Source organism: Streptomyces sp. NPDC059832, assembly GCF_042731715.1.
In the GTDB taxonomy this organism is placed as follows: Bacteria; Actinomycetota; Actinomycetes; order Streptomycetales; family Streptomycetaceae; genus Streptomyces.
This window is the reverse complement of the sequence record NZ_JBHWIY010000010.1, coordinates 41,230-67,514: the sequence shown is the minus strand read 5'-3', so window position 1 is coordinate 67,514 and position 26,285 is coordinate 41,230. Positions and strand designations below refer to the sequence as shown.

Here is a 26,285-nt window from a genome sequence, read left to right as displayed (position 1 = left end):
CGCGAACGCGGGGCGGCCCGGGACACAAGCAAGATGTGCGCGACTCGTAAAGGAAGAGTGCACATGATGATCGCACACGTGTCCCAGGGGGCTACTTGCCCAGCACCGCCTTCATCACGCTCTTCGCGATCGGCGCGCCCAGCCGGCCACCGGAGATGTCGGAACGGGAGATGTCCATGGCCGTCGGGTCGATGAACACCGCGACCGCCACCGACTTGCCGTCGACCTTGCCGTACGAGACGAACCAGCCGTACGGCACCTTGTCGTTCACATTGACACCGCGCTGCGCCGTGCCGGTCTTGCCGCCGACCGTGACGCCGTCGATCAGGGCCCGCTTCGCGCTGCCCTCCTTGGCCGTGAACTCCATCATTTCCTGGACCTTCTTCGCCGTCTCCTCGGACACGGCCTGGCTCTTGAGCTTCGGTTCGTTCTTCTCCAGGACCGACAGGTCGGGGCCGCGCAGCTCGTCGACGATGTACGGCTGCATCAGCTTGCCGTCGTTGGCGAGGGCGGCCGTCACCATGGCCATCTGCATCGGCGTGCTGGTGAGGCTGCCCTGCCCCATGCCCGTCAGCGCGGTACCGGGCTTGTCCAGTTTGTTCGGGTAGAGGCTCTTGACGGCGAGCATGTCGCCGAACTCCTTGGAGTAGACATCGGAGTTGAAGCCGAACTTCTCCGCGGTCTCACGCATCTTCTCGGCGCCGACCTTGGACGCCGCGTCGAGGAAGACGTTGTTGCAGGAGTACTGCATCGCGGTCTTCATGGACGCCTTGTTGCACACCGCGTCACCGGCCTCGCTGCCGATCTTGTTCGTGGAGAGCGGCAGGGGGTACGGGGAGACGGCGTCGGATGCCGCGTCGACATCGGTGACCACGCCGTTCTCCAGGGCCGCGGCCGCCGTGAGGATCTTGAACGTCGAGCCGGGCGGGAAGGTCTCACGCAGCGGGCGGTTGGCCAGCGGCTTGCTCTTGTCGTCGACGAGCGCCTGGAACTTGTCCCCCTCCTTGAACGAGTTCCCGGCGAAGACCGACGGATCGTACGAAGGGGTGGAGACGAGGGCCAGGACCTTCCCCGTGCTCGGTTCCAGCGCGACGACCGCGCCCCGCGCGCCGAGGTCGGTCAGCCCCTTGTATCCGGCCTTCTGCGCCTTCGGGTCGATCGTGGTGATCACATCACCACCGCGCCGCTGCTCGCCGGTGATGATGTCCTTGGCGTGCCGGAACGCGAACCGGTCGTCCTGGCCGCTGAGGATGCTGTCGTACGTCTTCTCCAGGAGGGACATGCCCTGCGCCTGGGAGGCGTATCCGGTGACGGGGGCGTACATCGGGCCCTGCTTGAAGGTCCGCCGGTACTTGAAGTCCGTTCCGTCGACCGCCTTGGAACCGGTGATCGCGTCGCTGCCGACGACGATGTCGCCGCGCGGGGTGGCGAACTGGGCGATCTTCACCCGCCGGTTGTTCTCATGAGTGGCCAGGGACTCGCTCTTGACATACTGGATCCAGTTCGCCCGCAGCAGCAGTCCCATCACCAGCAGCCCACAGAATATGGCTATGTGCCGCAACGGCCTGTTCATCGTGATCCACTCCCGTACTCACCAACGTTCGATCCCTAACCGAGAGAGATGCCGAACACGGGCAAATGGTTGCACCCACAACCATTTGCCCGTGTTCTTGGCCACCGGGAGGGGCGTACCGCCGAGGGATCACGTCCTCGTAGGGATCACGTCCTCGTAGGGATCACGTCCCCGTAGGGATCACGTCCCCGCAGGGATCACGTCCCCGCAGGGACTACGGGGCCAGCCGGGCGAGGTACGTGTAGCCGTTCATGTACAGGGTGCCGCCGGAACCGCTGGACAGCTGGCTGGTGCTCGCGGCGCCGTTCGGTCCGTTGACGAACTCCCAGGACGTCCCGGTCCAGCGCGCCAGGCCCTTGCCGGAGTCGGACGACATGCCCGCCCAGATCTGACCGCCGTGGTAGGCGAGGCTGTTGACCCAGTGGACGTCCGTGCCCGGCACGTCCGTCCGCTTCCAGGTGCTGCCGTTCCAGTGGAGGACGTAGCCGCCGGTCTTGTTGCCCACGACCGGGCCGTGGGTGTTGTACAGGTTGCCGCCGAGCCACACGTCGTTGGGACCGTTGCTGGCGACGGCGTAGAGGAGGGTGCTGTTGGGGCTGGACGAGGGCAGGGCCACCTCGGACCACTTCGTCCCGTCCCAGTGCGCCGCATAGGGCTGGTACTGGTCGCCGTTCACGCTGCCGTCGCCCTTGAAACCGGCCACCCAGATGTCGCTGTCCGATTTCACGTCCATGGCGTTGATCGTGGTCGACTTCCCGGAACTCGGCAGCTTGGTGATATTCCACCCCTGCCCGTCCCAGTGAGTGACGGCGGGCCCCCACTGCGCGGAGGAGTCCCGGTAGGAGCCGGCCGCCCACACGTCATTGCGCGACAGCGCCTTGCTGGCGTCGGTGGAGAAGTAGTTGTCCGGGGTCTTCTCCGTCCACGCGGTTCCGTCCCAGTGGTACGCCTTGTTGCCGTTGTTGTACTTGAACGCCCACATGTCATTGGCGGCCGTGCCCGTGGTCGAATCGACGCCCTCCGCGCCCGGAGGCGACACGTCCTTCCACGCCTGGCCCTCCGGCTTCTGCCACAACTGGTAGGTGACGACACAGTTGTCGCAGAAGGGCCCCCCACCCGTCCGGGTCGTCGCCGTGGGCGTCGAGTCGTCGAGCGAGCCGAGGCTCCATACGTCGTCGACGGCCGGCAAGTCGATCTTCTGCCAGGCCGGGGTCACGGCTGCCTGGGCGGGCATCGTGGACACCGCCACTGCCGTGGCGGATGCGACCAGTAGGGTCAGCGCGGAGCCGGACAAGCGCCGGATGCCGGTATTCCTCATCGAGTGCGTCTCCTGTTGTCTGGGCAGTGTGGCGTGGGGGGGCCTGCCGTCGACTTACTGCGCAAACAGGCATCGAAGATCCTCCGATGTCGCCCTATACGGACGCCATATGCGACACCGGCACCGGGGTCCGTCAGAGGAACTCCGCGTACCCGTCCAGCACCCGCAGCACCTCCGGCTCGCCCACCGGGGGCAACTGCAGCACGACCTCCTCGATGCCCAGGTCCGCGTAGTGCGTCAGCTTGCCCGCGCTCGGGAGGACCGCGTACGGGACGACCTGAAGGTGCTTCGGGTCGCGGCCCGCGGCCTCCCAGGTCTCACGGAGCTTCGGTAGGGACTCGGTCAGGCCCCCGCCGCCGATCGGGAGCCAGCCGTCGGCGTACTCGGCGATGTGGGCGAACAGCTTGGGGCCCGCCGCGCCGCCGATCAGGGTGCGCGGGCCGTTCACCGGGCCGCGCGGCGCCTGGACCGGCTTCGGGTACGCATGGCTGGCCCGGACCGAGCCGAACTCGCCCTCGTACGCCGTGGGTTCGCCCGCCCACAGAGCCCGCATCACGGCCATCCGGTCGCGGACGAGGTCGCGGCGGGCCGGCCAGTCCACGCCGTGGTCCGCGGCCTCCTCGACGTTCCAGCCGTAGCCGACGCCGAGGGTGAACCGGCCGCCGGAGAGGTGGTCGAGGGTGGCGATCTGCTTGGCCAGGTCGATCGGGTCGTGCTGGGCGACGAGCGTGATGCCGGTGCCCAGGGTCAGGCGTTCGGTGACCGCGGCGGCCTGGGCGAGGGCGACGAAGGGGTCGAGGGTGCGGGCGTACTCGGGCGGGAGTTCGCCGCCCATCGGGTAGGGGGTGTCCCTGCTCGCCGGGATGTGGGTGTGCTCGGGCAGGTAGAGCCCGCCGAAGCCGCGCTGTTCGAGTTCGCGGGCGAGCCGCAGCGGCGTGATCGTCTCGTCGGTGAGGAAGATCGTTGTGCCGATCCGCATGGGAGGACACCTCCGTCGTGATCCGGTGACAGGCCCTGGGGCCCCAACGTATGCCGCCGCGGACCGTGCGGTCCGGTTCATCGGCGTTCTTCCGGAGTTCATCGGGTGCCGTCAGGCTTCCGGGGCGACACCCTTCGCCGCTCACGACACCCGGGGAGCCCTCGCATGTCCGCATCGCATTCCGCTCACGGCCACCCGATGGCCAGGCGCGGCCTTCTCGTCGGGACGGCCGCCACCGCTCTGACGTTGGGCACCGTGAGCTTCGCCGACGCCACCACCCCGAACCGGGGCAACGACGGGACGGACCGGGCCAGGACCGTGCGCGGCACCCTGCCGACCGGGTCGCCCGACTTCGTGTACCTGCCGGTCGAAGTGCCGCGCGGGGTGCGGGAGATCGCCGTCTCGTACACGTACGAGAAGCCTCCCGTACCGGCCGGAACGCAGGGCAACGCCCTCGACATCGGCATCTTCGACGAGCGCGGCACCGCGCTGGGCGGGCACGGGTTCCGGGGGTGGTCGGGCGGGGCGCGCGGCAGCTTCTTCATCCGGGCGGACGAGGCGACGCCCGGCTACATCGCGGGCCCGGTGCGGGCCGGTACGTGGAGCATCGCGCTCGGCCCCTACACCGTCGCCCCCGAGGGGCTGCCGTACGAGGTGACCATCACCCTGCGGTTCGGGCCCGCCGGGACCACCCCGGAGCCGGTGTATCCGCCGGAGCGGGCGAAGGGGCGCGGGCGGGCCTGGTACCGGGGCGACTGCCATCTGCACTCGGTGCACTCGGACGGCAGGCGCACCCCCGCCGAGATCGCCGCCGCGGCGCGCGCGGCCGGGCTCGACTTCATCAACAGCAGCGAGCACAACACGTACTCCGCGCACGGGGCGTGGGGCGGACTGTGGGGCGACGACCTGCTCGTCCTCACCGGCGAGGAGATCACCACCCGCAACGGGCACGTCCTCGCGGTGGCCACCGACCCCGGCACGTTCGTGGACTGGCGCTACCGGGCCCGCGACAACCGGTTCGGGCACTACGCCAAGGCCGTGCGCAAGGCCGGCGGCCTGGTCGTGCCCGCCCATCCGCACGCCACCTGCATCGGCTGCCACTGGAAGTTCGGCTTCGGCGAGGCGGACGCGGTGGAGGTGTGGAACGGGGCGTACTCCCCGGAGGACGAGATCGCTCTCGCCGAGTGGGACAACTCCCTGGTCGCCGCCGCCCGTTGGTCGAAGCCGTGGGTCGCGGCGATGGGTAGCAGCGACGCCCACCGGGAGCCGGACGTGGTGGGGCTGCCGCAGACCGTCGTCCTCGCCGACGAACTGTCGCGCGAGGCGATCGTGGCCGGGATCCGGGCCGGGCACTCGTACATCGCGGAGTCGTCCGCCGTCACGGTCTCCTTCGGCGTCTCGGGCGGACGCGGGCTGCACGCCGGGATCGGTGAGCGGCTGCGGGTGGACGGGGACGACACCCCGGTCACCGTGCGGCTGGAGGTGACCGGGGCGCCCGGCTGCACCGCGCACTTCGTCACCGACCAGGGCACGCTGTACACGGCCGGGCTGCCCGAGTCGGGCACGGGGACGGTGGAGTGGCGTACGACCCCGGCCTACGCGGCCTACGTGCGGGCCGAGGTCCGGCATCCGGCGACGGTGCCGGGGCTGCCGGGGGCACTGGCGGCGCTCACCAATCCGGTGTTCCTGGAGGGGTAGGAGCGGGCCGGGCGGGTGCGGCGGCCGGGACCGGGGCCGGGGTCGGGGAAGCCGCCGCGCCCCCGCGTACGCGGACGGGCCGGGTCGGGGCGGTCAGTACGCCGAGGCAGGCGATGACGAGGGCGATGCCGGTCCAGCCGAGGGCGGGGAGGTGCTCGCCGACGACCAGGACCGCGAAGACGGCCGCCACGGCGGGCTCCAGCAGGGACAGGGTCGTCGCGGTGGAGACCGGGATGCGGGACAGGCCGAAGCCGAACAGGACGTACCCGGTGAACATCGGCACCAGCGCCATGTAGAGCCCGACGCCCGCGTTCGTCCAGGAGGCGACCAGCGGCGCGCCGGTGGCCAGCAGGACCGGTGCGAGCATCAGCCCACCGAGGCCGAACACCGCCCCCATGGCCGCCCGCGAGCCGATGCCACGGGTGATGAGGCGGTGCGCCGCCCACGCGTACACGGCGTAGGTGACGCCCGCGACCAGCCCGAGGCCCACGCCCACGACTGTCTGCCGGGCGGAGCCCGTACCGGTTCCGGTACCGGCCTGCGCGGCCTCGGCCGCACACAGCAGCACCGTGCCGACCAGCCCCAGAGCGGCCCCCGTCAGCCATCTCCGGGACAGGCTCCGGCCGTCGGCGAGCCGCTCGATCAGGGCCGATGCCAGCGGGGCGGAGCCGATGGAGACGACCGTGCCGACCGCGACACCGGCCAGGTGCATGGAGGTGTAGAACGCGAGCGGATACAGCGCCACGCCCGCTCCCCCGACGAGCACGATCCGCCACTGCGCCCGCAGCGCCGCGCGGCCCCGTGCGATGCCGCGTCCGGCCAGCAGGGCCTGGAGCAGGCCGCCCAGGCCCATCGCGGCGGCGCCGATCGCCAGCGGCCCGACCTGGGGCGCGAAGGTGGCCGCGGTGCCCGTGGTGCCCCAGAGCACCGAGGCCAGCAGGACCGCGAGCGCACCGAGGCCCGGTCCGGCGGCGCGCCCGGCCGGCCGGCTCACAGGACGCCCACCAGGGAGGCCGCCAGGTCCCGGGCGCGCCGCATGCGTACGGCGTCGCCTTCGAGACCCGCGCGCACGATGGCCCCTTCGAGCAGGAACGCCAGGTGCTCCGCCGTGACCCGGGCCTTCTCCTCCTGGCCCGGCAGCAGCTCCTGGAGGTGGGCGGCGAGCAGGCCCTCGACCTGCTCCTTGTGCCGGCGGACCACGGTCCGGCCCTCGTGCCCGGTGGGCAGTTCGGCGGCGGCGTTGAGCAGTCCGCAGCCCCGGAAGCCGTGCTCGTAGGCGAGATCGGCATGGTCGGCGTAGGCGTCGAAGACGGCCAGTACGGCCGCTGCCGGTCCCTGCGCACCGGCCAGGCGTCGCCGGTAGAGGTCGAGCCACTCCTCGTGCCTGGCCTGGAGGTAGGCGCAGACGAGGTCGGCCTTGGAGTCGAAGTTGTTGTAGAGGCTCATCTTCGCGACACCGGCCTCGGCCGTGATCGTGTCGATGCCCGTCGCCGCCACGCCGTCGGCGTAGAACCGGCGGGCGGCGGCGTCGAGAATCCGGCCGCGCGCCGCACCCCGCCGCCGCTTCACCGGCTGCTTCTCCTCGGCCTTCGCGTCACCCATGTCCACCCGCCTCCTTAATTAGGTAGGTCAGTCTACCCAATCGTGAGAGCGGCGGCCTCCGCCGGGGGTGAGCCGACGCCGAGCCGGTGCGCGCAGGCCCGCCGTTGCACGACCGCCAGGCCCGCGACCACCGCCCCCAGCACCAGCCACCCCGCCGGCCCGGCCGCCATCACCACGCCGGTCAGCAGCGGCGGCCCGGCGGACTTCTGGATGGACTGCGACATCCCGGCCACCCCCAGATACGCGGCTCGGGCGTCCGGGGGCGCGAGCAGGACCGCGAGCTCCCACGAGCTCACCGACCTCATCAGCTCCGCCAGCGTGACCAGCAGCGCCGCGGCGAGCAGGACCGCCCCGGCCACCCAGGACCCACCCCGGGTGGCCGCGGCCAGGAAGCCGCAGCCGGCGAACATCAGGACCCCGTACAGCAGCACCGCCCGGGTCGCCCGGCGCGGCCCTTCGGCCCGCTTCGACACGCTCAGCTGGAGCACCACGACCATCACGGTGTTGAGGACGAGGAAGGCCGGGACCAGGGCATGCGGTGCGGAGGTGCGGTTCACCAGCCACAGCGGCAGGCCGACGGCGAGGACCGAGTCGTCGAGGTTCATCGGGATGTCCAGGAGGACGAACCGGAGATAGCCGCGGTCCCGCCACGGGCCGGCGGGGCGGACCGAATCCCGCTCGCCCGCGACGACCGGGGCACCGGACTCCGCACCCCCGGCCCGTGCCGCATCCCCGGCCCTTGTCGCATCCCCGGCCCCTGCCGCCTCGACGGCACTCCCGCCCGGCTCGCTCGTGCGCCACACCAGCACCGCGGCGACGGCGAACGACAGCGCGTTGCCCAGGATCAGGACGCGGTAGGCGCCCGTGGTCCCCACCGCCAGGCCGATCGCCGCGATCCCGGCGCCGACGCCATAGCCCGCGTTGGCCGCGCTGCGCGACAGCGCCTGATAGGCCGCGCGCCGCTCGCCCGCGGCCCGGGTGGCGAAGAGCATCTCCAGCGTCTTGGCTGCCCGGTCGCCCAGGTAGGTCACGGCGACGACGGGCAGCAGCGCGTCGAAACCCGTGCAGACCAGGACCAGGCCGAGGGTCACCAGCCGGAGCAGATGGCAGCCGATCAGCAGCGGGCGCACCGGGAAGCGGCCGGCCAGCCGCCCGGCCAGCGGCGAACCGGCGATGCCCACGACCCCGGCCACACCCAGCAGGACGCCGATCCGCTGGGCGCTCAGATGCGTCACGAAGGTCAGATACAGGACCGAGGACGCGGCCCACAGCCCCGTACCGGTCCGGTCCACGGCCAGGGCGAGCAGCATGATCCGCGCATTGCGGCCGCCCGGCGGATTGCGCAGCTGGGCCAGCAGCCCCCGCCCGCCCTCCGGGGCCCTCGCCTTGCCGCCCTTTTCACCCCGCCGCATCACGCGCCCCCCTCAGGCATGCCCCGACATCACGAGATCTTGAAACAAGGGGAAGACTGCCCGCGAAATAGTCTCGATGTCAAGATACTTGATGCCGAGATACCTGCGTCCGGACCGGCGCCGGAACCCGTCCCGGTGCGCTTCGCGGCACGGGGCGTCACAGTGGAAGGGAGCACCGGGCGGGGGCTGCCGGAGGAGGTGTCCGGATGGATGTGACCGGCGACAACGACGACCGGCTCCGGGACTATCGCGGCAAACGGCACTTCGACCTGACGCCGGAACCGCACGGCAACGGTGAACGGACGGGCGCGGCACCCTGCTTCGTCGTACAGATCCATCAGGCGCGGCGCATGCACTTCGACTTCCGGCTGGAGGTCGACGGCGTACTGAAGTCGTGGGCGGTGCCGCGCGGCCCTTCGGAGAACCCGCGGGTGCGGCGGCTGGCCGTCCCGACCGAGGACCACCCGCTGGAATACCGCACGTTCGAGGGCGTCATCGCGAAGGGCGAGTACGGCGGCGGCACGGTGATCGTCTGGGACCAGGGCACCTACCGGCCGCTCAGCCACGACCGCTGGGGTGCGCCCGTGCCGTTCGAGCAGGCCCTGGCGGACGGCCACGCGACGTTCTGGCTCGACGGGACCAGGCTGCACGGCGAGTTCGCCCTCACCCGCTTCAAGGGCGGCGTCGCCCCGGGCGAAGAGGTGTGGCTGCTGATCAAGGCCAAGGACGGACGGGCCACCCAGGACGGTCCTGACACCCCGGACCCCTACCTCGCACGTTCGGCCCGCACCGGCCGCACCCTGGCCCAGGTCGCGGCCGAGGAGGGAAGCGGGTCCTCGTGACCGCCCGCGACACCGTCGAGGTCCTGCTCGCCGACCACGGAACCACGTACGCGGCCGAGGCCGGGATCCGGCTGCGGAACACCCCGCAACCCCTGTACCAACTCCTCGTCCTCAGCGATCTGTTGAGCGCCCGCATCCGGGCCTCCGTGGCGGTGGCGGCGGCGCGCGCACTGTTCGCCCACGGCATGCGCTCGCCGCGCCGGATGGCCGCGGCGACCTGGCAGCAGCGCGTGGACGCGCTGGGCGAGGGCGGCTACCGGCGCTACGACGAGCGGACCGCCACCCAGCTCGGCGTGGGCGCGCAACTCCTGCTCGACGACTACGGGGGCGATCTGCGGCGGCTGCGCGAGGAGGCCCACGGCGACCTGGACGCCCTGCGGGCCGGGCTGCGCCGGACCCCGGGCATCGGCCCGGCCGGCGCGGACATCTTCGTACGCGAGGTGCAGGCCGTGTGGCCGGAGACGGCGCCGTACGTGGACGGGAAGGCGCTCCTGGGCGCCGAGCGGCTGGGCCTGCCCACCTCCCCGGCACAACTGGCGGGACTGGCGGAACTGGCCGCGTCGCCCCGGCCGGCGCGACAGGCCGGCCGGGGCGAACCGATGGACGGGCATGGGATCGCCGTGCTCGCGGCGGCCCTGGTGCGTGCCGCACTCGACAAGCACATCGTGGACGACGTCAGGGCCCACGCCTGAGAGCCTGTCGGGGGCGGCCGGTCAGCCCAGCATGTCCTCGATGAGGCCGGCGGCCCGCGTGGTGCCGCCCTCGGCCCGTGCCGCGGCGCGGAGCCGCGCCGAGCGGCGGGCGACCTCCGGGTCGGAGACGAGTTCGACCAGGGCCGTCCGCAGGGCCTCGGCGGTGGCCTGCGCGGTGTCGATGCGGCGGGCCACGCCCAGCTCGACCAGCCGGTCGGCGTTGGTGGGCTGGTCGGCGAACTGGGGCGCCGCGATCATCGGCACACCGGTGTACAGCCCCTCGCTGCTGCCGCCCATGCCCGCGTGGGTGACGAAGGCGTCGGCCTGCTCCAGGATCGCGAGCTGGGGCACCCAGGAGTGCACCTCGACATTGGACGGGACGGCGCCCAGCTCCGACGGGTCGGTGTACTTCCCGATCTGAAGCACCACGTGCCAGCCCGGCAGGTCGCCGAAGGCGGCCAGGCACCGGCGGTAGAACTCGGGCAGCCGCGTGAGCGCCGAGCCCATCGAGACCAGCAGCACCTTCTCCGCGTCGACCGGACGCGTCCAGCCGTCCTGCGCCCGCGTGCCGAAGCAGGGGCCGACGAAGGTGACGGTGCCGGTGTCGACCCGGTCGCCGTGGGGCTGCATCGCCCTCGGGATCGTCGCCAGGGTGTGCTCGGGCCGGCCGCAGAACTCCTCCACCCTCGTGGTCGTCGTCCCGCAGTCGGCCAGCCAGCGGTCGAACCTCGCGCGGTACGCGTCGGCGCCGGGCAGCGCCCAGATGTGCGCCGCGACCTCTTCCTCGTAGCCCTCCCAGGCCACGTACGTCGGGGACAGCTGCATGAAGGGGCGGTTCTGTGTCTCGGCGAGGGCACGTGCGGCGAAGGCGCCGATGTCGTACAAGTACAGGTCGGCGGGGTCGGGGTCGTAGACGGCCCGCAGCTGCGGGAGGGCCTGTACGGAGTCGTCGAAGAAGACGCCCATCGCGCCGATGGGGTCCTCGGGCCAGTCGTTGTCGGCGACCGGGAGGACGGAGTCGCAGCGGACGAACTCCGCGCCGGTGGCCTCGATCAGCTCGGCGACCACCGGGTCGTTGGCGTAGGTCACCCGGTGGCCCCGGGCCACCAGCTCGCGGATGATCTCCAGGCTCGGCAGGACGTGGCTGACGGCGGGGATGCCGATCATCGCGATATGGGCACGGTGACGTGACATATGAACTTCACTCTTCTCAGGTCTATGGCGAAAGGGACACAGCGGCCCGGTGCGCCGGCCACGGGCGGAAACCACCGTGGGCGCACTCGGACCCGGCGGGACGGGGTACGTGCCCCGCCCGCGTGTCAGCCGTAGATCTGATGCATGAAGAACATGCCCGGGACCCTAGACCGTCCCGTGCTCACGCGCACGGGGTTTTCGGCGGACTCCCCGCCGGTGCCGCTCAGTCCTCGACGACCAGCGACGGCGTCTCCTTGGTCAGCACCTCGCCGCGGAAGAACGCCGGGCTGCGGCGCTGCATCACCAGCATCAGCACCACACCGAGCAGCAGCAGCCCGACGCCGATGACGAACACCGAGCCGACCCCGAAGACCGACGAGCCGGAGCCGTACGCCGGGTTCCACATGTCGTAGAGGGTCTTGCCGAAGACCGACGTGAGCAGGATGCCGCCGACACCCGGGAACAGGCCCTTGAAGACCAGGTCGCGGAAGGAGCGGGTCAGGTCGGCGCGGAAGAACCAGACGCAGGCGAACGCCGTCAGCGCGTAGTAGAAGCAGATCATGAGGCCGAGCGCGTAGATCGTGTCCACCAGGACGTGCTCGCTGACCAGGGTCATGACCGTGTAGAAGACGCCGGTCGCGACGCCCGCGGTGATCGTGGCCCTCCCCGGGGTCCGGAAGCGCGGGTGCACCCGGGCGTACGAGGCGGGCAGGGCCTCGTAGGTGGACATCGCGAGCACCGTGCGGGCCACCGGGATGAAGGTGGTCTGCAGGCTCGCGGCGGCCGAGGCGAGCACGGCGACGAAGAGCAGGATGCCGAGGCCGGGGCCCATGACCGGGCCGGCCAGCGCGGCGAAGACGTTGTCGGAGGTGCCGGGGTTGGCCAGGCCCAGGCCGGAGGTGCCGGAGCCGACGGCCATCTGGGCGGCGACACCGGTCGCCAGGTAGGAGCCGACCAGCACGACCATCGCGATGAGGGCGGCCCGCCCGGGGGTCTTCTCGCTGCCGGTGGTCTCCTCGTTGGCGGTCAGACAGGCGTCCCAGCCCCAGAACATGAAGATCGACAGCGACAGACCGGCGGTGAACGCGGCGAAGGACTGCACGGCGAACGGGTTCAGCCAGGACCAGGAGAAGTCCAGCGACGAGGCGAAGTCGCCGCTTCGCGCCTTCTGTACGGCCATCACCACGAACACTGCGAGGACGACGAGTTGAAGCCCCACCAGTGCGTACTGGAGGCCCTTGGTGGCCGTCATCCCCCGGTAGCTGATCGCCGTGGCGACCGCGATCAGGGCCAGACAGGTCAGGATGTGGACGGGTTTGCTGTCGTCCAGGGCGGCGATCGAGTCGTTGCCGGTGATCTCGCCCGCCAGGAGCCAGAAGTACGAGGTGGCGACGCCTGCCAGATTCGACAGGACGATGATCGTCGCGATGACCAGGCCCCAGCCGCACATCCAGCCGACGCGCGGGCCGAACGCCTTGACCGTCCAGGTGAAGGAGGTGCCGCAGTCCGGCATGGCCTTGTTGAGCTCGCGGTACGCGAAGGCGACGAGCAGCATCGGCAGGAAGCCGGCCAGGAAGACGGCGGGCATCTGCACGCCGACCTCGCCCGCGGTGGAGCCGAGGGTGGAGGTGAGGCAGTAGACGGGGGCGACGGTGGAGATGCCGATGACGGCGCTGCCCATCAGGCCGACGGAGTTCCCGCCGAGGCCCTTGCCGCGTACCCCACTGTCGGCCGGGGCGGCGCCCCTTACCGCGTCTCCGGCCTGCGGCCGCACGTCCAGCTGAGTCATGAAAAGGACGATAAACGCTGCGATTTCCACATCTGGAGGATGAGACTCCGCCGTCTCACCCTTGAATTCCAGGCAACAATACGGAAAGACCTTGATTAATTGAAGGTCTTTCGCGAATATCGCCTTCCGATGCGAGGTCGAGGCCCGATCGCAGCACCGTACGGGAACCGCAGCAGTGTCCGTTTTGTGGGGGTTCAAAATTTCCCGTGGGTGTCCGCTCAGCGGACACCCACGGAGTGTTCCGGTTCAGCCGGGCCAGACGATCGACTGGAGTTCGCTGTACGCGTGCAGGGCGTACGAGCCGACGTCGCGCCCGACACCGCTCTTCTTGAACCCGCCGAACGGGGCCTCCATGTTCCGTCCGATGGTGTTCACGCCGACCCCGCCGGCCCGCAGCCGCCGGGCCACCCGGAAGGCGCGGGCCACGTCCGAGGACCAGACGTAGTCGATCAGTCCGTAGTCGCTGTCGTTGGCGAGCGCGATGCCCTCCTCCTCGTCGTCGAAGGGGACGACCACGACGACCGGGCCGAAGATCTCCTCGCGAACGACGCGCATGTCGTTGGTGCAGTCGGCGAGCAGGGTCGGGGCGACGTAGAAACCGCGCTCCGGCCCGGCCGGGCGTTCGCCGCCCGTGACGACCCTCGCCCCCTCCTTCCTGCCCAGCTCGACGTACGACTCGATCCGGTCGCGGTGGGCGGCCGAGATGACCGGACCGACGACCGTGCCCCTGGCCGCCGGGTCGCCCACCTTCAGATGGCCCGCGTACGCGGCGAGCTTCCCGAGCAGGGCGTCATGGACGCCGCGCTGGACGAGGACCCGGGTCGGGGCCGTACAGATCTGGCCGCTGTAGAAGGAGAACGTGGTGCCGATCCCCGCCACCGCCGAGTCGAGGTCCGCGTCGTCGAGGACGACGGCGGCGCCCTTGCCGCCCAGCTCCATCAGCTGCCGCTTCATGCCCCGGCCGCACACCTCGGCGATGCGCTGCCCGACGGCCGTGGAGCCGGTGAAGCTGACCATGTCGACGTCCCCGCTGTCGACGGCGGCCTCGCCCGCCTCGGGGCCCGACCCGGTGACGACGTTGACGACGCCCGGCGGAACGCCCGCCTCTTCGAGCGCCTCGGCCATCCGGTAGACGGAGAGCGGGTCCTGCGGGGCGGGCTTCACGACGACCGTGTTGCCCATGGCCAGCGCGGGCGCCACCTTGCCCGCCGGGTTGGCCCAGGGGTTGTTGTACGAGGTGATGCAGGTGACGACGCCGACCGGCTGGCGGACGGCGAGCGCCCCGAAGACCCCGGCCCGCCCCATCGGCCCGGCCTCGTTGATCTGCGGCGCGACGGCCTCCTCGACCGGCTCCAGGGCGCCCCTGGCGTACCTGCGGAAGCGGGCGGCGCCGACGGCGACCTGCATGCCCCGGGCCGTCGCGGTGGTGGCGCCGCTCTCCGCGCGGGCGAGCGCGGCGTTCGAGGCGAGGTCGCGCACCATCAGGCCCGCGGCCCGGTCGAGGATCCCGGCGCGCTCCTCGGGGCGGGTGCGGGACCAGCCGGCGAAGGCCTCCCGGGCCGCGGTCGCCGCCGCGTACACCTGCTCGCGGCTCGCCTCGGGGGCGAGGCCGACGACCTCCTCGGTGGCCGGGTCGATCACCTCGTAGTGGCCGTGGTCGGGTTCGGTCCACCGCCCGCCGATGAACAGACGCCGCTTCCCGTCGCTCATGCGGTGCTCACCGTCCGGGTGTCGCGCCCGGAGCGGAGCACCGTGCCGGGGACCGCGCCGGTCACCTTGTCGTCGCGCAGGGTCTCCACCCCGTTGACCCGGACCGAGACGATGCCGATGGCCCTGGAGTCGAGCCGGGGGCTGTCGCCGGGCAGATCGTGCACGAGGGTGGCGGGCCCGGCGTCGATGCGTTCCGGGTCGAAGAGGACGAGGTCGGCGTGGAAGCCCTCCTCGATCCGGCCCCGGTCGCGGAGCCCGAAGAGCCGGGCGGGGTCGTCGGTGAGCATCTTCACGGCCCGTTCGAGGGGGACGAGCCTGCGTCCGCGCAGGCAGTCGCCGAGGAACCGGGTGGTGTACGGGGCGCCGCACATCCGGTCCAGGTGCGCGCCCGCGTCGGAGCCGCCGAGCATGACGTCCTCGTGCTCCCAGGTCTCGCGGCGCAGCGCCCAGGAGGCGGGGTCGTTGTCGGTGGGCATGGGCCACAGCACCGTGCGCAGTTCGTCGGCGGCGCAGATCTCGACGAGGCAGTGGAAGGGGTCCAGCCCGCGTTCGGCGGCGATGTCGCGTACGACGCGGCCGGTCAGCCCTTCGTTGGCCGCGCTGTAGGTGTCGCCGATGACGTACCGGCCGAAGTCGGCGAGGCGGCGGAAGACGCCGGCCTCCTTGCTGTCGGCGCGGCGGAGCATCTCGGCGCGGGTGGCGGCGTCGCGGAGCCGTTCGATGCGCTCGGGGACGGGGAGGGCGAGGATGTCGCCCCAGCCGGGTATGAGGTTGAGGGCGCAGAAGGTGCCGAGCGACATGTTCATCGGGGTGAGGATCGGCATGGTGAGCGCGACGATCCGGCCGCCGGCCCGGCGGGCCCGTTCGCTGGGCACGAGCTGACGCGGTACGCGTTCGGGGACGGCGGCGTCGATGGTGAGGACGTTCCAGTTCAGCGGGCGTCCGGCGGTGGCGGTCATGTCGACGAGCAGCTCGATCTCCTCGTCGGAGAACTGGTCGAGGCAGCCCGCGACGATCGCTTCGAGCTGGGTGCCTTCGTGTTCGCCGACGGCCCGGGAGAGGGCGAGGAGCTCCTCCGGCAGCGCGTGCCGGGAGGCGACGGGCTGCCCGTCGCCGTCGGAGTGGGTGGCGGACTGGGTGGTGGACAGCCCCCAGGCTCCGGCGTCCATCGCGTCGTGGAACAGCGCGAGCATGGCGTCGAGCTGTGCGGGGGTGGGCTGTCCGCCGATCGCGTCGGCGCCCATGACGTGCCTGCGCAGGGCGCAGTGCCCGACCATGAATCCGGCGTTGACGGCGATCCGCCCTTCGAGGGCGTCGAGGTATTCGCGGAAGCTGGACCAGCTCCAGTCGACGCCCTCCTCCAGCGCCTTGAGGGCCATGCCCTCCACCCGCGCCATCATCCGGCGGGTGTAGTCGGCGTCCTCGGGGCGCCCGGGGTGGAGCGGGGCGAGGGTGAACCCGCAGTTGCCGCCGGCGACGGTGGTGACGCCGTGGTTCATGGACGGGGTGGCGTACGGGTCCCAGAAGAGCTGGGCGTCGTAGTGGGTGTGCGGGTCGACGAAGCCGGGCGCGAGGACGAGACCGGTGGCGTCCTCGGCGGTGACGGCCTCCTCGGTGAGCGTGCCCGGTTCGGCGACGACGGCGATGCGGCCGTCGCGGATGCCGATGTCGGCGGGGTACGAGGGCCCGCCGGTGCCGTCCACGACGGTCGCTCCGCGGATGAGGTGGTCGAGCATGACGGGGTTCCCTTCTGTGGTGGGTGGGTGCTTCTGCGGTGGGCGGTTGTGCGGCCGGGGTGCGCACGGCCGCGGTACGCACCCCGGCCCCACGGAGCGGCGGTCCGGGAAGACGCCGCTGGTCCGAGCGGGGCGGAATCGAGCCCCTCCGGCGATGAAGGAGCGGGGTCCGGGGGCGGAGCCCCCGGAACCACTACGCCGCGTCGCGGAAGCGGGAGGTGCGGTGGACCGGGTCCGTGTCGATCTCCGGGATCACGTGCTCACCGATCAGCTTGATCGAGTTCAGCGTGTCCTCCCGGCTCACCCCGATCGGCAGCCCGAAGCTCAGCTGGTCCGCCCCCGCCTGCTCCCACCGCTTGCACTGCCGCAGCACCTCGTCCGGATCGCCGCAGATCATCAGCTCCTCGGCGATCAGCAGCTCGATGATCTCCTCGGTGTACTCCGGGAGCAGTTCGGGCCACTCCGGTATGCCCTCGGGCCGGGGGAAGGTGTCGTGGTAGCGGAAGAGCAGCGACTGAAGGTAGTTCAGCCCGCCGCCCACCGCGATCTCCACGGCCTTGGCGTGCGTCTCGGCGCAGATGGCCGTGGAGGTGACCATGACGTTGTCGTTGACGAAGTCCCCTATGGGATCCGCCTCCTTGACGGCCGTCTTGTAGGACTCGACGACCCACTCCATGTCGGAGACCTTCTGCACGCTGAAGCCCAGCACGCCGAGCCCCTTCTTTCCCGCCATCGCGTACGAGGACGGCGACCCGGCGGCGTACCACATGGCCGGGTGCGACTTCCCGTACGGCTTGGGCAGGATCTTGCGCGGCGGCAGCGACCAGTGCTTGCCCTGGAAGCCGACGTACTCGTCCTGGAGCCACATCTTGGGGAACTCGGCGATGGTCTCTTCCCAGAGTTCCTTGGTGTGGTTCATGTCGGTGATGCCCGGCATGAACCCGAGGATCTCGTGGCTGCCGGCCCCGCGCCCCGAGCCGAACTCGAAGCGCCCCTCGGACAGATGGTCGAGCATGGCGACCTTCTCGGCCACCTTCACCGGGTGGTTGACCGGGGCGAGCGGGTTGAAGATGCCGGATCCGAGGTGGATGCGGTCGGTGGCGTGGGCGAGGTACCCCAGGTACACGTCGTTGGCGGAGAGATGCGAGTACTCCTCCAGGAAGTGGTGCTCGGAGGCCCAGGCGTACTTGAAGCCGGACTTGTCCGCCTGGATGACGTACTCGGTCTCCTCGATCAGCGCCTTGTGCTCTGCCCCGGGGTCGACCTTGGCCCGCGCGGCGGGCACGTACCCCTGTACAAAGAGCCCGAATTCCAAGGGGGTTCACCGTCCTCAATCGTTTCTGACACTCCGTCAGATCGTGATGCGTCCGACTGTTCCACCGGCGCCTGCACCCGTCAATACCTGACACATCGTCAGGTCGACTCAGAACAGACTGACGCCCGCCAGCCATCCCCCGTCGATGACGAACGGCTGTCCGGTGATGTACGAGGAGTCCTCCGAGGTCAGGAAGAGTGCCAGCGCCGCCACCTCCTCCGGCTGCCCGATCCGGCCCAGCGGCACGAGCTTGCGGTACAGCTCGTCCACCGCCGCCCTGGACTCCTCCGGGTCCGCGGCCGGGTCCAGCGCCGCCGGGTTGGTCATCGCGGTGTCCACGGCCCCGGGGCAGACGGCGTTGACCCGTATCCCCTTCGCGGCCAGCTCCACCGCCGCCACCCGGGTCAGCCCGAGCACCGCGTGCTTGGTGGCGGCGTACGCGCCCACGAACGCCATGCCCGTGAGTCCGGTGTACGAGGCGGTGTTGACGATGGTCCCGCCGCCCGCGGCCTCGATCTCCGGCGCGACGTTCTTGATCCCGAGGAAGGCGCCCACCTGATTGACCTGCACCACCTGCTGGAACTCCTCCAGCGGCGTGCTCACCAGCTCGTTGAACCGCAGGATCCCCGCGTTGTTGACCAGCCCGTCGATCCTCCCGAAGGCGTCCTTCGCTGCGGCGACCGCGGCCTGCCAGTCCTCCTCCCGACTCACATCGAGACGGACGAACCGGGCGACGTCCTCCCCCAGCTCCTCGCGTATCCCCTTGGCCAGCGCCTCGCCCTGCTCGTCGAGCACATCGGCGATCACCACCCGCGCGCCCTCCGCGGCGAAGAGCCGCGCCTCCTGCTCACCCTGCCCGCGCGCCGCACCGCTGATGAGTACGGTCCGCCCGTCCAGCTTGCCCATGGCCTGACTCCTACCTGTCGAGATGGGGTGCGACCTCGGCGGCGAACACCGCCATCTGGTCGGTCAGTTCGCTGCGGCTCCGGCTGCGGAACCGCACCTGGATCTGGTGGACGCCCATGGCCCGGTACGCGCGCAGCGACTCGGCGACGGCCTCCGGCTTCCCCGTGAGGGTGCGCCGCCCGACGGACCACTCCGGTTCACCGACGTACAGCGGCTCGGTGATCGCGCCGATGACGATCGGGTCCTCGACCCCGGCCGCCTCCCGCAGTTCCGTCAGCCGGGCGATCTGCGCGGGCAGCTTCTCCCGCGGATCGCCCTGCGGCAGCCAGCCGTCGCCCCGCACGGCCGCCCGGCGCACGGCGGCCGGCGAGGAGCCGCCCACCCAGACCGGCACCCGCTCCTGGGCCGGCCGCGGCAGCTGCCCGAGGCCGGCGAAGGAGAACCGTTCCCCCGCGAACTCCGGGTACTCCTCCGGGCCGAGCGCCGCCTTCAGCGCGTCGATGGTCTCGTCGAGCACCCCGCCCCGTCCGTCGAAGTCCGCCCCGAGCGCCTCGAACTCCTCCGGCACGTGCCCCGCGCCGACCCCGAGGATCAGCCGGCCGCCACAGAGGTGGTCGAGGGTGGCGTACTGCTTCGCGGTGGCCAGCGGGTGCCGCAGGCCGACGACGGCGACATGGCTCATCAGCAGGACCCGCTCGGTGATCCCGGCGAGAAAGGCGAGGGTGGCGACCGGGTCGTACCAGACGGTGCCCATGACCCCGGCGAGCCGACGGGGGATCGCGACATGGTCGCAGCTCGCCAGATAGGCGAAGCCGGTGCGGTCGGCTGTGCGGGCGATTGCGGCGAGGTCGGCCACGGTGGCCGCCGCCTCCCACCCCTCGGCGTAGATGGTGCTCTGCGACTGGATCGGCAGCTGCATCCCGTACGACAGCGGCCCGGTGGGTGATATCGGCACCGGACGGCCTCCTCCCCGAGCAGATCTGACGCATCGTCACTTGACGGGCGCGGGGGCCATCGTCACGCCTGACACCGCATCAGGCAAGGGGCGTGGGAGGAATGCCGGAGTCACCGGCGGTGCGCGCGCCCGGCCCGGTCGCGGGCTTGCTCCCGTCGTGGAAGTTCACGTCGTCGCACTCACCGGTCCACCGCAGCCGGCGGCGGAGCCGGCTGCGATGGCGGGGGCGGGGTCAGTGCAGGGGCGGGCGGGGGGCGTCCTCATCGGCGTCGCCCTCGTCGTCGTCCCCGCCGGTCGCCGCGCTCTCGGGGGCCTTGGCGGCGCCGGGGGCCGTCGCCTCCTCTTCCTCGTCGTCCTCGTCCTCGTGTTCGTCCGGGGCGGCCTGGACGCCCACTCCCTGCGAGCTCGACACGTTCTGGTCGATCGCGCCCCCGCCGCCGTCGTGATCGCTGCCCGCCGTGCCCTTGCTGAAGGGGCCCAGCACGTTGAGTGTGCGGTCCACCTCCAGCCAGGAGTCGGCGTTGGAGTTGTCGATGGTGAGCACGGAAGGCCCGTGGTGCGTCTCCATGCCACCGTCCGGGGCGTCCGCCCAGGCGGCACCCGCGGCCCACTGGCCCTGGCAGAGCGCGCCGAGGACGACCGAAGCCAGGGCCGCACGCGCCCTGGACGAGGTGATTCCCATGTGTCCGTGTCCTTCTTTCGCGGTGGTTCATGTGGTGCCGGGGCCCCATGGAGCGTGGGGGTTTCTCCACGGGGCCCCGGCGTTCGGGCGGAGCGGATACGGCCGGGCGCTCCCCCGCTCCCGGCACGCGGTCCGCGTCAGACGGTCACGGCCACGGACTCGGCGGAGTGGTGCCTGCTGATGTTCTTCTCCAGCAGCTCCGTCGAACGCTGCACCCCGATCCCCTCGGAGGGCACGAACTCGGGGAGCCGCCCGTCGGACTGCTTGAGCTCCGTCAGCGCGCCGTCGATGGCCGCGTGCGCGGCGAAGAGGCAGGGGGTGCTGTAGATGGCCACCTGGCATTGCAGGTCGGTCAGTTCGGAGAGCGAGAGCCTGGGCGACTTGCCGCCCGCGATCTGGTTGAAGAGCAGCGGCTTGTCACCGACCACCTTCCGGATGCGCTTGATCCACTCGACACTGCGCACCCCGTCGACCAGGACGACATCGGCGTCCGTCTCGGCCAGCGCCTCGGCCCGGCGCAGGATGTCGGCCTCCTCCGTGGCGTCCGTGCGGGCCACGACCACCAGGTCCCGCCTGCTCTCCAGCACCAGGTTGAGCTTCTCCAGGTACTCCTCCAGCGGCAGCACCTGCTTGCCGTCCGCGTGACCGCACCTGCGGGGGCGCTTCTGGTCCTCCAGGATCACGCCGGAGGCGCCGATCCGCTCCAGCCGCTGCACCACGTGGCAGGCGACCTCGGGATCGACGTAGCCGTCGTCGATGTCGACCAGCAGGTGGTGGGAGGGGAAGGCCAGCCGCAGCCGCTCCACGAAGGCCACCATGTCCGGCCAGGCGATGAAGCCGATGTCGGGGAGCCCGTAGTGGGAGGCGGCGAAGCCGAATCCGGACACGAAGAATCCGTCGTAGTGCCGGGCCACGACGGAGGCCGAATACATGTCGTAGATGCCGATGAGAGGGGTCGTACCCGGAGATCGGACTTCTTCCCTCAGTGCAGTTCCGTAGTGCACAGCGTCTCTCCTTGACCAATGGATGAACGGGTGTTGGGCGATGCCGTCCCGGGTACTGCGGGCTCCGTCGACGCCGGGACCCGGAGCCACTGTCGCCGCGGGTGCGGGAACACCACGCGCAGCACTCACTTACGGAAGAGGCGTCGGCATTTCTGCCGCACGGGACGCAAGACCGCCCTCTTCACGAAGACACGTATATCTATACAGACGTGACCGTGTCTTTACCTAGGGACGCGCCGCTTTTTACCTTGTGTGCGAGGCTTTCCGGGCGCACGCCGGGGCCTTTTGAAGGCGCGAAGAATCCGGCGGGCGCTTTCTTTCGGATCATCCGAAACAACAACCCGGGAAAGCGCCGAATGCCTTGCGCGTGCGCCGTGTTGACGTTTTCAGGGACTGCCGGAACGGCAGCACCGAAGGGCACCGTCCGGTGTTTCGCCGGACCGCTTCAGCAGTAACGTTCCGCCCCACCGGAGACCGCCGGCGGCAGGCCTATCGGTCGAACTGTTCGAGGAGACTCTCCACATAGTTTTCCAGGCGCTCCGTGAGCACCTCGGGCGTCAGATCGGTCCGCCCCAGCTCCCGCCACGGGACCGCCACCTTCTCCGCCTCCGGGGCGTGGGCGAGGGCGTCGAGCAGCCGCCAGTACAGGTGGTCCGCCGCGCTCCCGGCCAACCGCCCGCCCGCCGCCTCGTACCGCCCGGCGAAGCCCATCCCGGCCGGGACGCCGTGCAGCAGCGCCAGCGCCGTCGAGCAGTGGGCGACATCCAGGTCGGCCGGGCCCCAGGAGGTCTCGACCCAGTCGACGACCCCGCTGATCCGCAGCTCCGCCCCCTCGCCGTCGAAGAGCACATTGCCCGGGTGGAAGTCACGGTGCAGGAACTTCGGGACGTACGCGGGTGGTTCGCGGCGGATCACGTCCACGGCGCGCCGCCACAGCTGCGGCCGGCCGGTGGCCTCGGGCACCCGCACCCGGTCCGGCGCGGTCCAGGCCTCGTAGTCACGCGGGCGGGTCCGGTCGGTGACCGCGATCCGGTGGATGCCGGCCAGCTGTCCCGCCAGCAGCCCGATGCGCTCCGCCGCCCCGGCGTCGTCGACCCGCACCTCGCCCGGCAGCAGGGTCATCAACAGCGAGGGGTGATCGCCGTGTTCGCCCCGGGCGTCGACGGCCACACACCGCGCCGCCGGGACGTCCGTGCCGCCCAGCAGCCGCAGAATGTCCGCCTCACGGGTGAGCAGTCCCGGCGCATGGCGTACGTAGAAGGGTTTGACGAAGGACCGCAGGACCAGCGAACGCCCGCCCTGTGGACCGGAGATGTCGAGCCGCCGCATCTGCGAGCTCCATCCGCCGAGCAGTCGCTCCGATCCCTCGATCCGCTCCCCCGGCGCCAGGCTCTTCCCGACCCAGGCTCGCGTCGCCCCCCAGCCGGTCCCGTCGTCTGCCGCTTCACCCATACGGGGAGCCTACCGACGGCCGGTGGGACCGGGGCCGCCTCCGGCTGATCGGCTCACTTCCGGTACAGCGCCTCGATCTCCTCCTCGAAGTCCCGCGCGATCACGTCCCGCTTCAGTTTCAGCGAGGGCGTCAGATGGCCGCCCTCCTCGGTGAAGTCCACCGGCAGGACGGCGAATTCACGGATCGACTCCGCGCGGGAGACCAGCCGGTTGGCCTCGTCGACGGCGCGCTGCAGCGCCGCACGCAGCTCGTCGTCGTCGACGAGTTCCCGCATCGGCACGTGCTGCTTCTTCTTCATCTGCCGCCAGTGGGCCAGCCCGTCCGGCTCCAGGGTGATCAGGGCGGTGATGAAGGAGCGGTTGTCGCCGACCACCATGCACTGGCTGACCAGCGGGTGGGCGCGCAGCCAGTCCTCCAGGGGCGCCGGGGTGACGTTCTTGCCGCCGGAGGTGATGATGATGTCCTTCTTGCGGCCGGTGATCGTGAGGTAGCCGTCCTCGTCGAGCGCGCCCAGGTCTCCGGTGGCGAACCAGCCGCCCTCCTGTGCGGGCACGGCCCGGCCCCGTTCCGCGTCCCAGTAGCCCTGGAACACCTGCCCGCCGCTGAGCAGCACCTCGCCGTCGTCCGCGATCCGCACGGCGGTGCCGGGCAGCGGCCAGCCGACGGTGCCCAGGCGCGGTCTGAGCGGCGGGGTGACGGTGGCGGCCGCGGTGGTCTCGGTCAGGCCGTAGCCCTCGAAGATCTCGATGCCCGCGCCCGCGTAGAACGCCGCGAGCCGGTGGCCCAGCGGGGAGCCGCCGCAGATCGCGTACCGGACATGCCCGCCGAGCGCCGCCCGGATCCGGCGGTAGACCAGCGGGTCGTACAGGGCGCGGGCCGCCCGCAGCACCGGCCCCGGGCCGGGGCCGGTGCCGTGTTCGGCGGCCTCGACGGCCTCCCCGTACCGCCGGGCGATCCGCGCGGCGCGGTCGAACGACGAGGCGCGGCCCATCTTCTCGGCGGTGGCGCGGCCGGTGTTGTACACCTTCTCCAGCACGTACGGGATGGCCAGCAGGAACGACGGCCGGAACCCGGCGAGGTCGGCGAGGAGGTCGTCGGTCCGGATGGACGGGGCATGGCCGAGGCGGACCCGGGCGCGCAGGCAGCCGATCGCGACCATCCGCCCGAAGACGTGGGAGAGGGGGAGGAAGAGCAGCATGGACGCGGGGTACTTGCTGACCGATCTGAACACCGGGTGCAGGAGCTCGATCGCGTTGTCGACCTCGGCGAAGAAGTTGCCGTGGCTGAGCACGCAGCCCTTGGGGCGGCCGGTGGTGCCGGAGGTGTAGATGAGGGTGGCGGGGGTCTCCGGCTCCAGCGTGGCGCGGCGGGCGGCGACGGTGTCGTCGGGGACGTCCCGGCCGAGGGTCTTCAGCCGGCCGAGGGCGCCCGTGTCGAACTGCCACAGATGGGCGAGATCGCCGAGCTGCTTGCGCTCCTGGCTGATCAGCCGGCCCTGGTCCGCCGTCTCGACGGCGCACGCGACCGCGCCGGAGTCCTGGAGTATCCAGCGGGCCTGGAAGGCGGAGGAGGTCGGGTAGATGGGGACGGTGACGAGCCCGGCGGCCCAGGCCGCGAAGTCCAGGAGGGTCCACTCGTAGGTGGTGCGGGCCATGATCGCGATCCGGTCGCCGGCGCCGAGGCCCTCCGCGATCAACCCCTTGGCGACGGCGAGCACCTCGTCGGCGAACTCCGCCGCCGTGACGTCCTGCCAGCCGCCGTCCGGCCGCTTGCGGCTGAGCACGGCGTCGGCGGGGGCCTCGCGGGCGTTGTCGAACGGGATCTCGGCGAGCGAGCCGCGGCGGACGGGCGGTGCGGCGGGCGGTACGGAGACCTGCCGCACCGAGCCGTCGGCGGCCCTGGCCTTGGTCGGCTCGACGAGGGTCGGGGTGGCGGGGGCGGTGGATGGCGTGGACACGTGCGGCTCCTCAACGTGGGGTCGGGCGGTTCCGCCGGGGTCCCTCCGGCGGCCGGTCTCCGGACTGGCCGGGGCTCTGCTGCTGTCCGGTGCGGTGCGTCGGGCCGGTGCGGTGCGTCGGGCCGGTGCGGTGCGTCGGGCCGGTGCGTCAGGGGCGTTCGAGGATGGCCGTGACGCCCTGGCCGCCCGCCGCGCAGATCGAGATCAGCCCCCGGGACGGTGCGTCGCGCTCCGCCAGGAGCTTCGCGAGCGTGGCGACGATCCTGGCGCCCGTCGCGGCGAACGGGTGGCCGGTGGCGAGCGAGGAGCCCGCGACATTGAGCCGGTCCCGGTCGACGGGGGCGAGGCCCTGCTTCTCCCAGGCCGCGAGGGTGGCCAGCACCTGGGAGGCGAAGGCCTCGTGGATCTCGAACAGGTCGAAGTCCTCGATGGTGAGCCCGGCGCGCTCCAGCATGCGCGGTACGGCGTACGCGGGGGCCATCAGGAGCCCGTCGTCGCCGTTCACGTGATCGACGGCGGCCGTCTCGTACAGGGACAGGTAGGCGAGCGGCTCCAGGTCGTGCGCGCGGGCCCACTCCTCGCTCGCCAGCAGTACGGTCGCCGCGCCGTCGGTGAGCGGGGTGGAGTTGCCCGCGGTCATCGTCGCGTCGGGATGATCGGTGCCGAACACCGGCTTCAGCGTGGCGAGTTTGCCCGCCGTGGAGCCGGGGCGGAGGTTCTGGTCGCGGGTCAGGCCCCGGAACGGGACGACGAGGTCGTCCAGGAAACCGCGCTCGTACGCCGCCGCGAGCCGCTGGTGGCTGGTGGCCGCGAGCAGGTCCTGGTCCTCGCGGGTGATGCCCCAGCGGCGGGCGGTGACCGCCGCGTGCTCGCCCATCGAGAGGCCGGTGCGGGGTTCCGCGTTGCGCGGGACGTCCGGGACGAGGTGCCGGGGGCGTACGCCCGCGAGTGCCTTGATCCTGGCGCCCGTCGACTTCGCCCGCCGGGTGGTCAGCAGCAGCCTGCGCAGTTCATCGTTGACGCCGAGGGGCGCGTCGCTCGTGGTGTCGGTGCCGCCCGCGACGGCCGAGTCGATCGCCCCGAGCATGATCTTGTTCGCGGCGGCGACGACCGCCTGGAGGCCGGTGCCGCAGGCCTGCTGGATGTCGTACGCGGGGGTGCGGGGGTCGAGCGCCGAGCCGAGCACGGTCTCGCGGGCCAGGTTGAAGTCGCGGCTGTGCTTGAGCACGGCGCCCGCGACGAACTCGCCGACCCGCTGCCCCTGGAGTCCGAACCGCTCGACGAGGCCGCCCAGGGCGGCCGTGAGCAGCTGCTGGTTGGAGTCCTGTGCGTACGGGCCGTCGGAGCGCGCGAACGGGACGCGGCTGCCGCCGATGACCGCGACCCTGCGGGGCTGCGGAAGTTCGAGGGGGATCATCTCGACCAGCTCCTGACTCTTGAGTAACCTTACTCTGGAGTAAATCTACGA

General features: G+C 71.5%; 21 protein-coding genes. 3 read left to right on the top strand and 18 right to left on the bottom strand.

What is annotated here, in order from left to right; genetic code table 11:
* Positions 1–91: 91 nt before the first annotated feature.
* The 3 genes from ACFV8T_RS19355 to ACFV8T_RS19345 form a co-directional block, all read right to left on the bottom strand.
* On the bottom strand, positions 92–1,573 hold the full coding sequence (locus ACFV8T_RS19355; protein WP_385328888.1) for a peptidoglycan D,D-transpeptidase FtsI family protein: 1,482 nt from the start codon (positions 1,571–1,573) through the stop codon (positions 92–94).
* A 214-nt stretch (positions 1,574–1,787) separates the two neighbouring features.
* A complete protein-coding gene (locus ACFV8T_RS19350) occupies positions 1,788–2,891 on the bottom strand; it encodes a hypothetical protein (RefSeq protein ID WP_385328887.1) in 1,104 nt (367 codons plus the stop codon).
* A gap of 133 nt (positions 2,892–3,024) precedes the next feature.
* Positions 3,025–3,870 (bottom strand): LLM class F420-dependent oxidoreductase, encoded by an 846-nt coding sequence (locus ACFV8T_RS19345; protein ID WP_385328886.1) that lies wholly within the window; start codon positions 3,868–3,870, stop codon positions 3,025–3,027.
* Positions 3,871–4,068: 198 nt separating this feature from the next.
* Between ACFV8T_RS19345 and ACFV8T_RS19340 the strand changes: the two genes are divergently transcribed.
* Positions 4,069–5,568 carry a CehA/McbA family metallohydrolase gene (locus tag ACFV8T_RS19340; RefSeq protein WP_385329237.1) on the top strand — a complete coding sequence of 500 codons (1,500 nt, stop codon included), beginning with the start codon at positions 4,069–4,071 and terminating at the stop codon, positions 5,566–5,568.
* Here the strand turns inward: ACFV8T_RS19340 and ACFV8T_RS19335 are convergent.
* Genes ACFV8T_RS19335 through ACFV8T_RS19325 form a run of 3 tightly spaced genes read right to left on the bottom strand, consistent with a single transcriptional unit; the run spans position 5,540 to position 8,582 of the window.
* Positions 5,540–6,562, bottom strand: a complete 1,023-nt coding sequence (locus tag ACFV8T_RS19335; RefSeq protein WP_385328885.1) for a DMT family transporter — start codon at positions 6,560–6,562, stop codon at positions 5,540–5,542. The genes ACFV8T_RS19340 and ACFV8T_RS19335 overlap by 29 nt on opposite strands.
* Positions 6,559–7,170: a TetR/AcrR family transcriptional regulator gene (locus tag ACFV8T_RS19330; RefSeq protein WP_385328883.1), complete on the bottom strand. Its 612-nt coding sequence runs from the start codon at positions 7,168–7,170 to the stop codon at positions 6,559–6,561. Before ACFV8T_RS19330 ends, ACFV8T_RS19335 begins: the two co-directional genes overlap by 4 nt.
* A gap of 32 nt (positions 7,171–7,202) precedes the next feature.
* Positions 7,203–8,582, bottom strand: coding sequence for an MFS transporter (locus tag ACFV8T_RS19325; protein ID WP_385328882.1), 1,380 nt, complete (start codon positions 8,580–8,582; stop codon positions 7,203–7,205).
* A 206-nt stretch (positions 8,583–8,788) separates the two neighbouring features.
* Between ACFV8T_RS19325 and ACFV8T_RS19320 the strand changes: the two genes are divergently transcribed.
* On the top strand, positions 8,789–9,424 hold the full coding sequence (locus ACFV8T_RS19320) for a DNA polymerase ligase N-terminal domain-containing protein (protein ID WP_385328881.1): 636 nt from the start codon (positions 8,789–8,791) through the stop codon (positions 9,422–9,424).
* Positions 9,421–10,116, top strand: coding sequence for an endonuclease (locus ACFV8T_RS19315; protein ID WP_385328880.1), 696 nt, complete (start codon positions 9,421–9,423; stop codon positions 10,114–10,116). The genes ACFV8T_RS19320 and ACFV8T_RS19315 overlap by 4 nt, the downstream gene beginning before the upstream one ends.
* A 21-nt stretch (positions 10,117–10,137) precedes the next feature.
* On the opposite strand, the gene ACFV8T_RS19310 is transcribed toward ACFV8T_RS19315, so the two are convergent.
* The 12 genes from ACFV8T_RS19310 to ACFV8T_RS19255 form a co-directional block, all read right to left on the bottom strand.
* Entirely contained in the window at positions 10,138–11,310 is a 1,173-nt protein-coding gene (locus tag ACFV8T_RS19310; RefSeq protein ID WP_385328879.1) for a macrolide family glycosyltransferase, read from the bottom strand.
* Positions 11,311–11,533: 223 nt separating this feature from the next.
* Positions 11,534–13,099 carry an APC family permease gene (locus tag ACFV8T_RS19305; protein ID WP_385328878.1) on the bottom strand — a complete coding sequence of 522 codons (1,566 nt, stop codon included), beginning with the start codon at positions 13,097–13,099 and terminating at the stop codon, positions 11,534–11,536.
* A 246-nt stretch (positions 13,100–13,345) separates the two neighbouring features.
* Positions 13,346–14,809 carry an aldehyde dehydrogenase family protein gene (locus ACFV8T_RS19300; protein WP_385328876.1) on the bottom strand — a complete coding sequence of 488 codons (1,464 nt, stop codon included), beginning with the start codon at positions 14,807–14,809 and terminating at the stop codon, positions 13,346–13,348.
* The gene (locus ACFV8T_RS19295) at positions 14,806–16,545 is read right to left on the bottom strand and encodes an amidohydrolase family protein (RefSeq protein WP_385328874.1); all 1,740 of its coding nucleotides are present in this window, start codon (positions 16,543–16,545) and stop codon (positions 14,806–14,808) included. Before ACFV8T_RS19295 ends, ACFV8T_RS19300 begins: the two co-directional genes overlap by 4 nt.
* Positions 16,546–16,738: 193 nt before the next feature.
* Positions 16,739–17,860, bottom strand: a complete 1,122-nt coding sequence (locus ACFV8T_RS19290; RefSeq protein WP_266418033.1) for an LLM class flavin-dependent oxidoreductase — start codon at positions 17,858–17,860, stop codon at positions 16,739–16,741.
* Positions 17,861–17,968: 108 nt separating this feature from the next.
* The gene (locus tag ACFV8T_RS19285) at positions 17,969–18,766 is read right to left on the bottom strand and encodes an SDR family NAD(P)-dependent oxidoreductase (protein WP_385328872.1); all 798 of its coding nucleotides are present in this window, start codon (positions 18,764–18,766) and stop codon (positions 17,969–17,971) included.
* 10 nt (positions 18,767–18,776) lie between these two features.
* Positions 18,777–19,721: an LLM class F420-dependent oxidoreductase gene (locus tag ACFV8T_RS19280; RefSeq protein ID WP_385328871.1), complete on the bottom strand. Its 945-nt coding sequence runs from the start codon at positions 19,719–19,721 to the stop codon at positions 18,777–18,779.
* 232 nt (positions 19,722–19,953) lie between these two features.
* A complete protein-coding gene (locus tag ACFV8T_RS19275) occupies positions 19,954–20,403 on the bottom strand; it encodes a hypothetical protein (RefSeq protein WP_385328868.1) in 450 nt (149 codons plus the stop codon).
* 137 nt (positions 20,404–20,540) lie between these two features.
* Complete coding sequence (locus ACFV8T_RS19270; RefSeq protein WP_385328867.1) at positions 20,541–21,407, bottom strand: oxaloacetate decarboxylase; 867 nt, start codon at positions 21,405–21,407, stop codon at positions 20,541–20,543.
* Between the two features lie 489 nt (positions 21,408–21,896).
* Complete coding sequence (locus ACFV8T_RS19265) at positions 21,897–22,859, bottom strand: phosphotransferase family protein (protein ID WP_385328866.1); 963 nt, start codon at positions 22,857–22,859, stop codon at positions 21,897–21,899.
* Positions 22,860–22,912: 53 nt separating this feature from the next.
* On the bottom strand, positions 22,913–24,817 hold the full coding sequence (locus ACFV8T_RS19260; protein ID WP_385328864.1) for an AMP-dependent synthetase/ligase: 1,905 nt from the start codon (positions 24,815–24,817) through the stop codon (positions 22,913–22,915).
* A 148-nt stretch (positions 24,818–24,965) separates the two neighbouring features.
* Positions 24,966–26,234, bottom strand: coding sequence for an acetyl-CoA C-acetyltransferase (locus ACFV8T_RS19255; protein ID WP_385328862.1), 1,269 nt, complete (start codon positions 26,232–26,234; stop codon positions 24,966–24,968).
* Between the last annotated feature and the right edge of the window lie 51 nt (positions 26,235–26,285).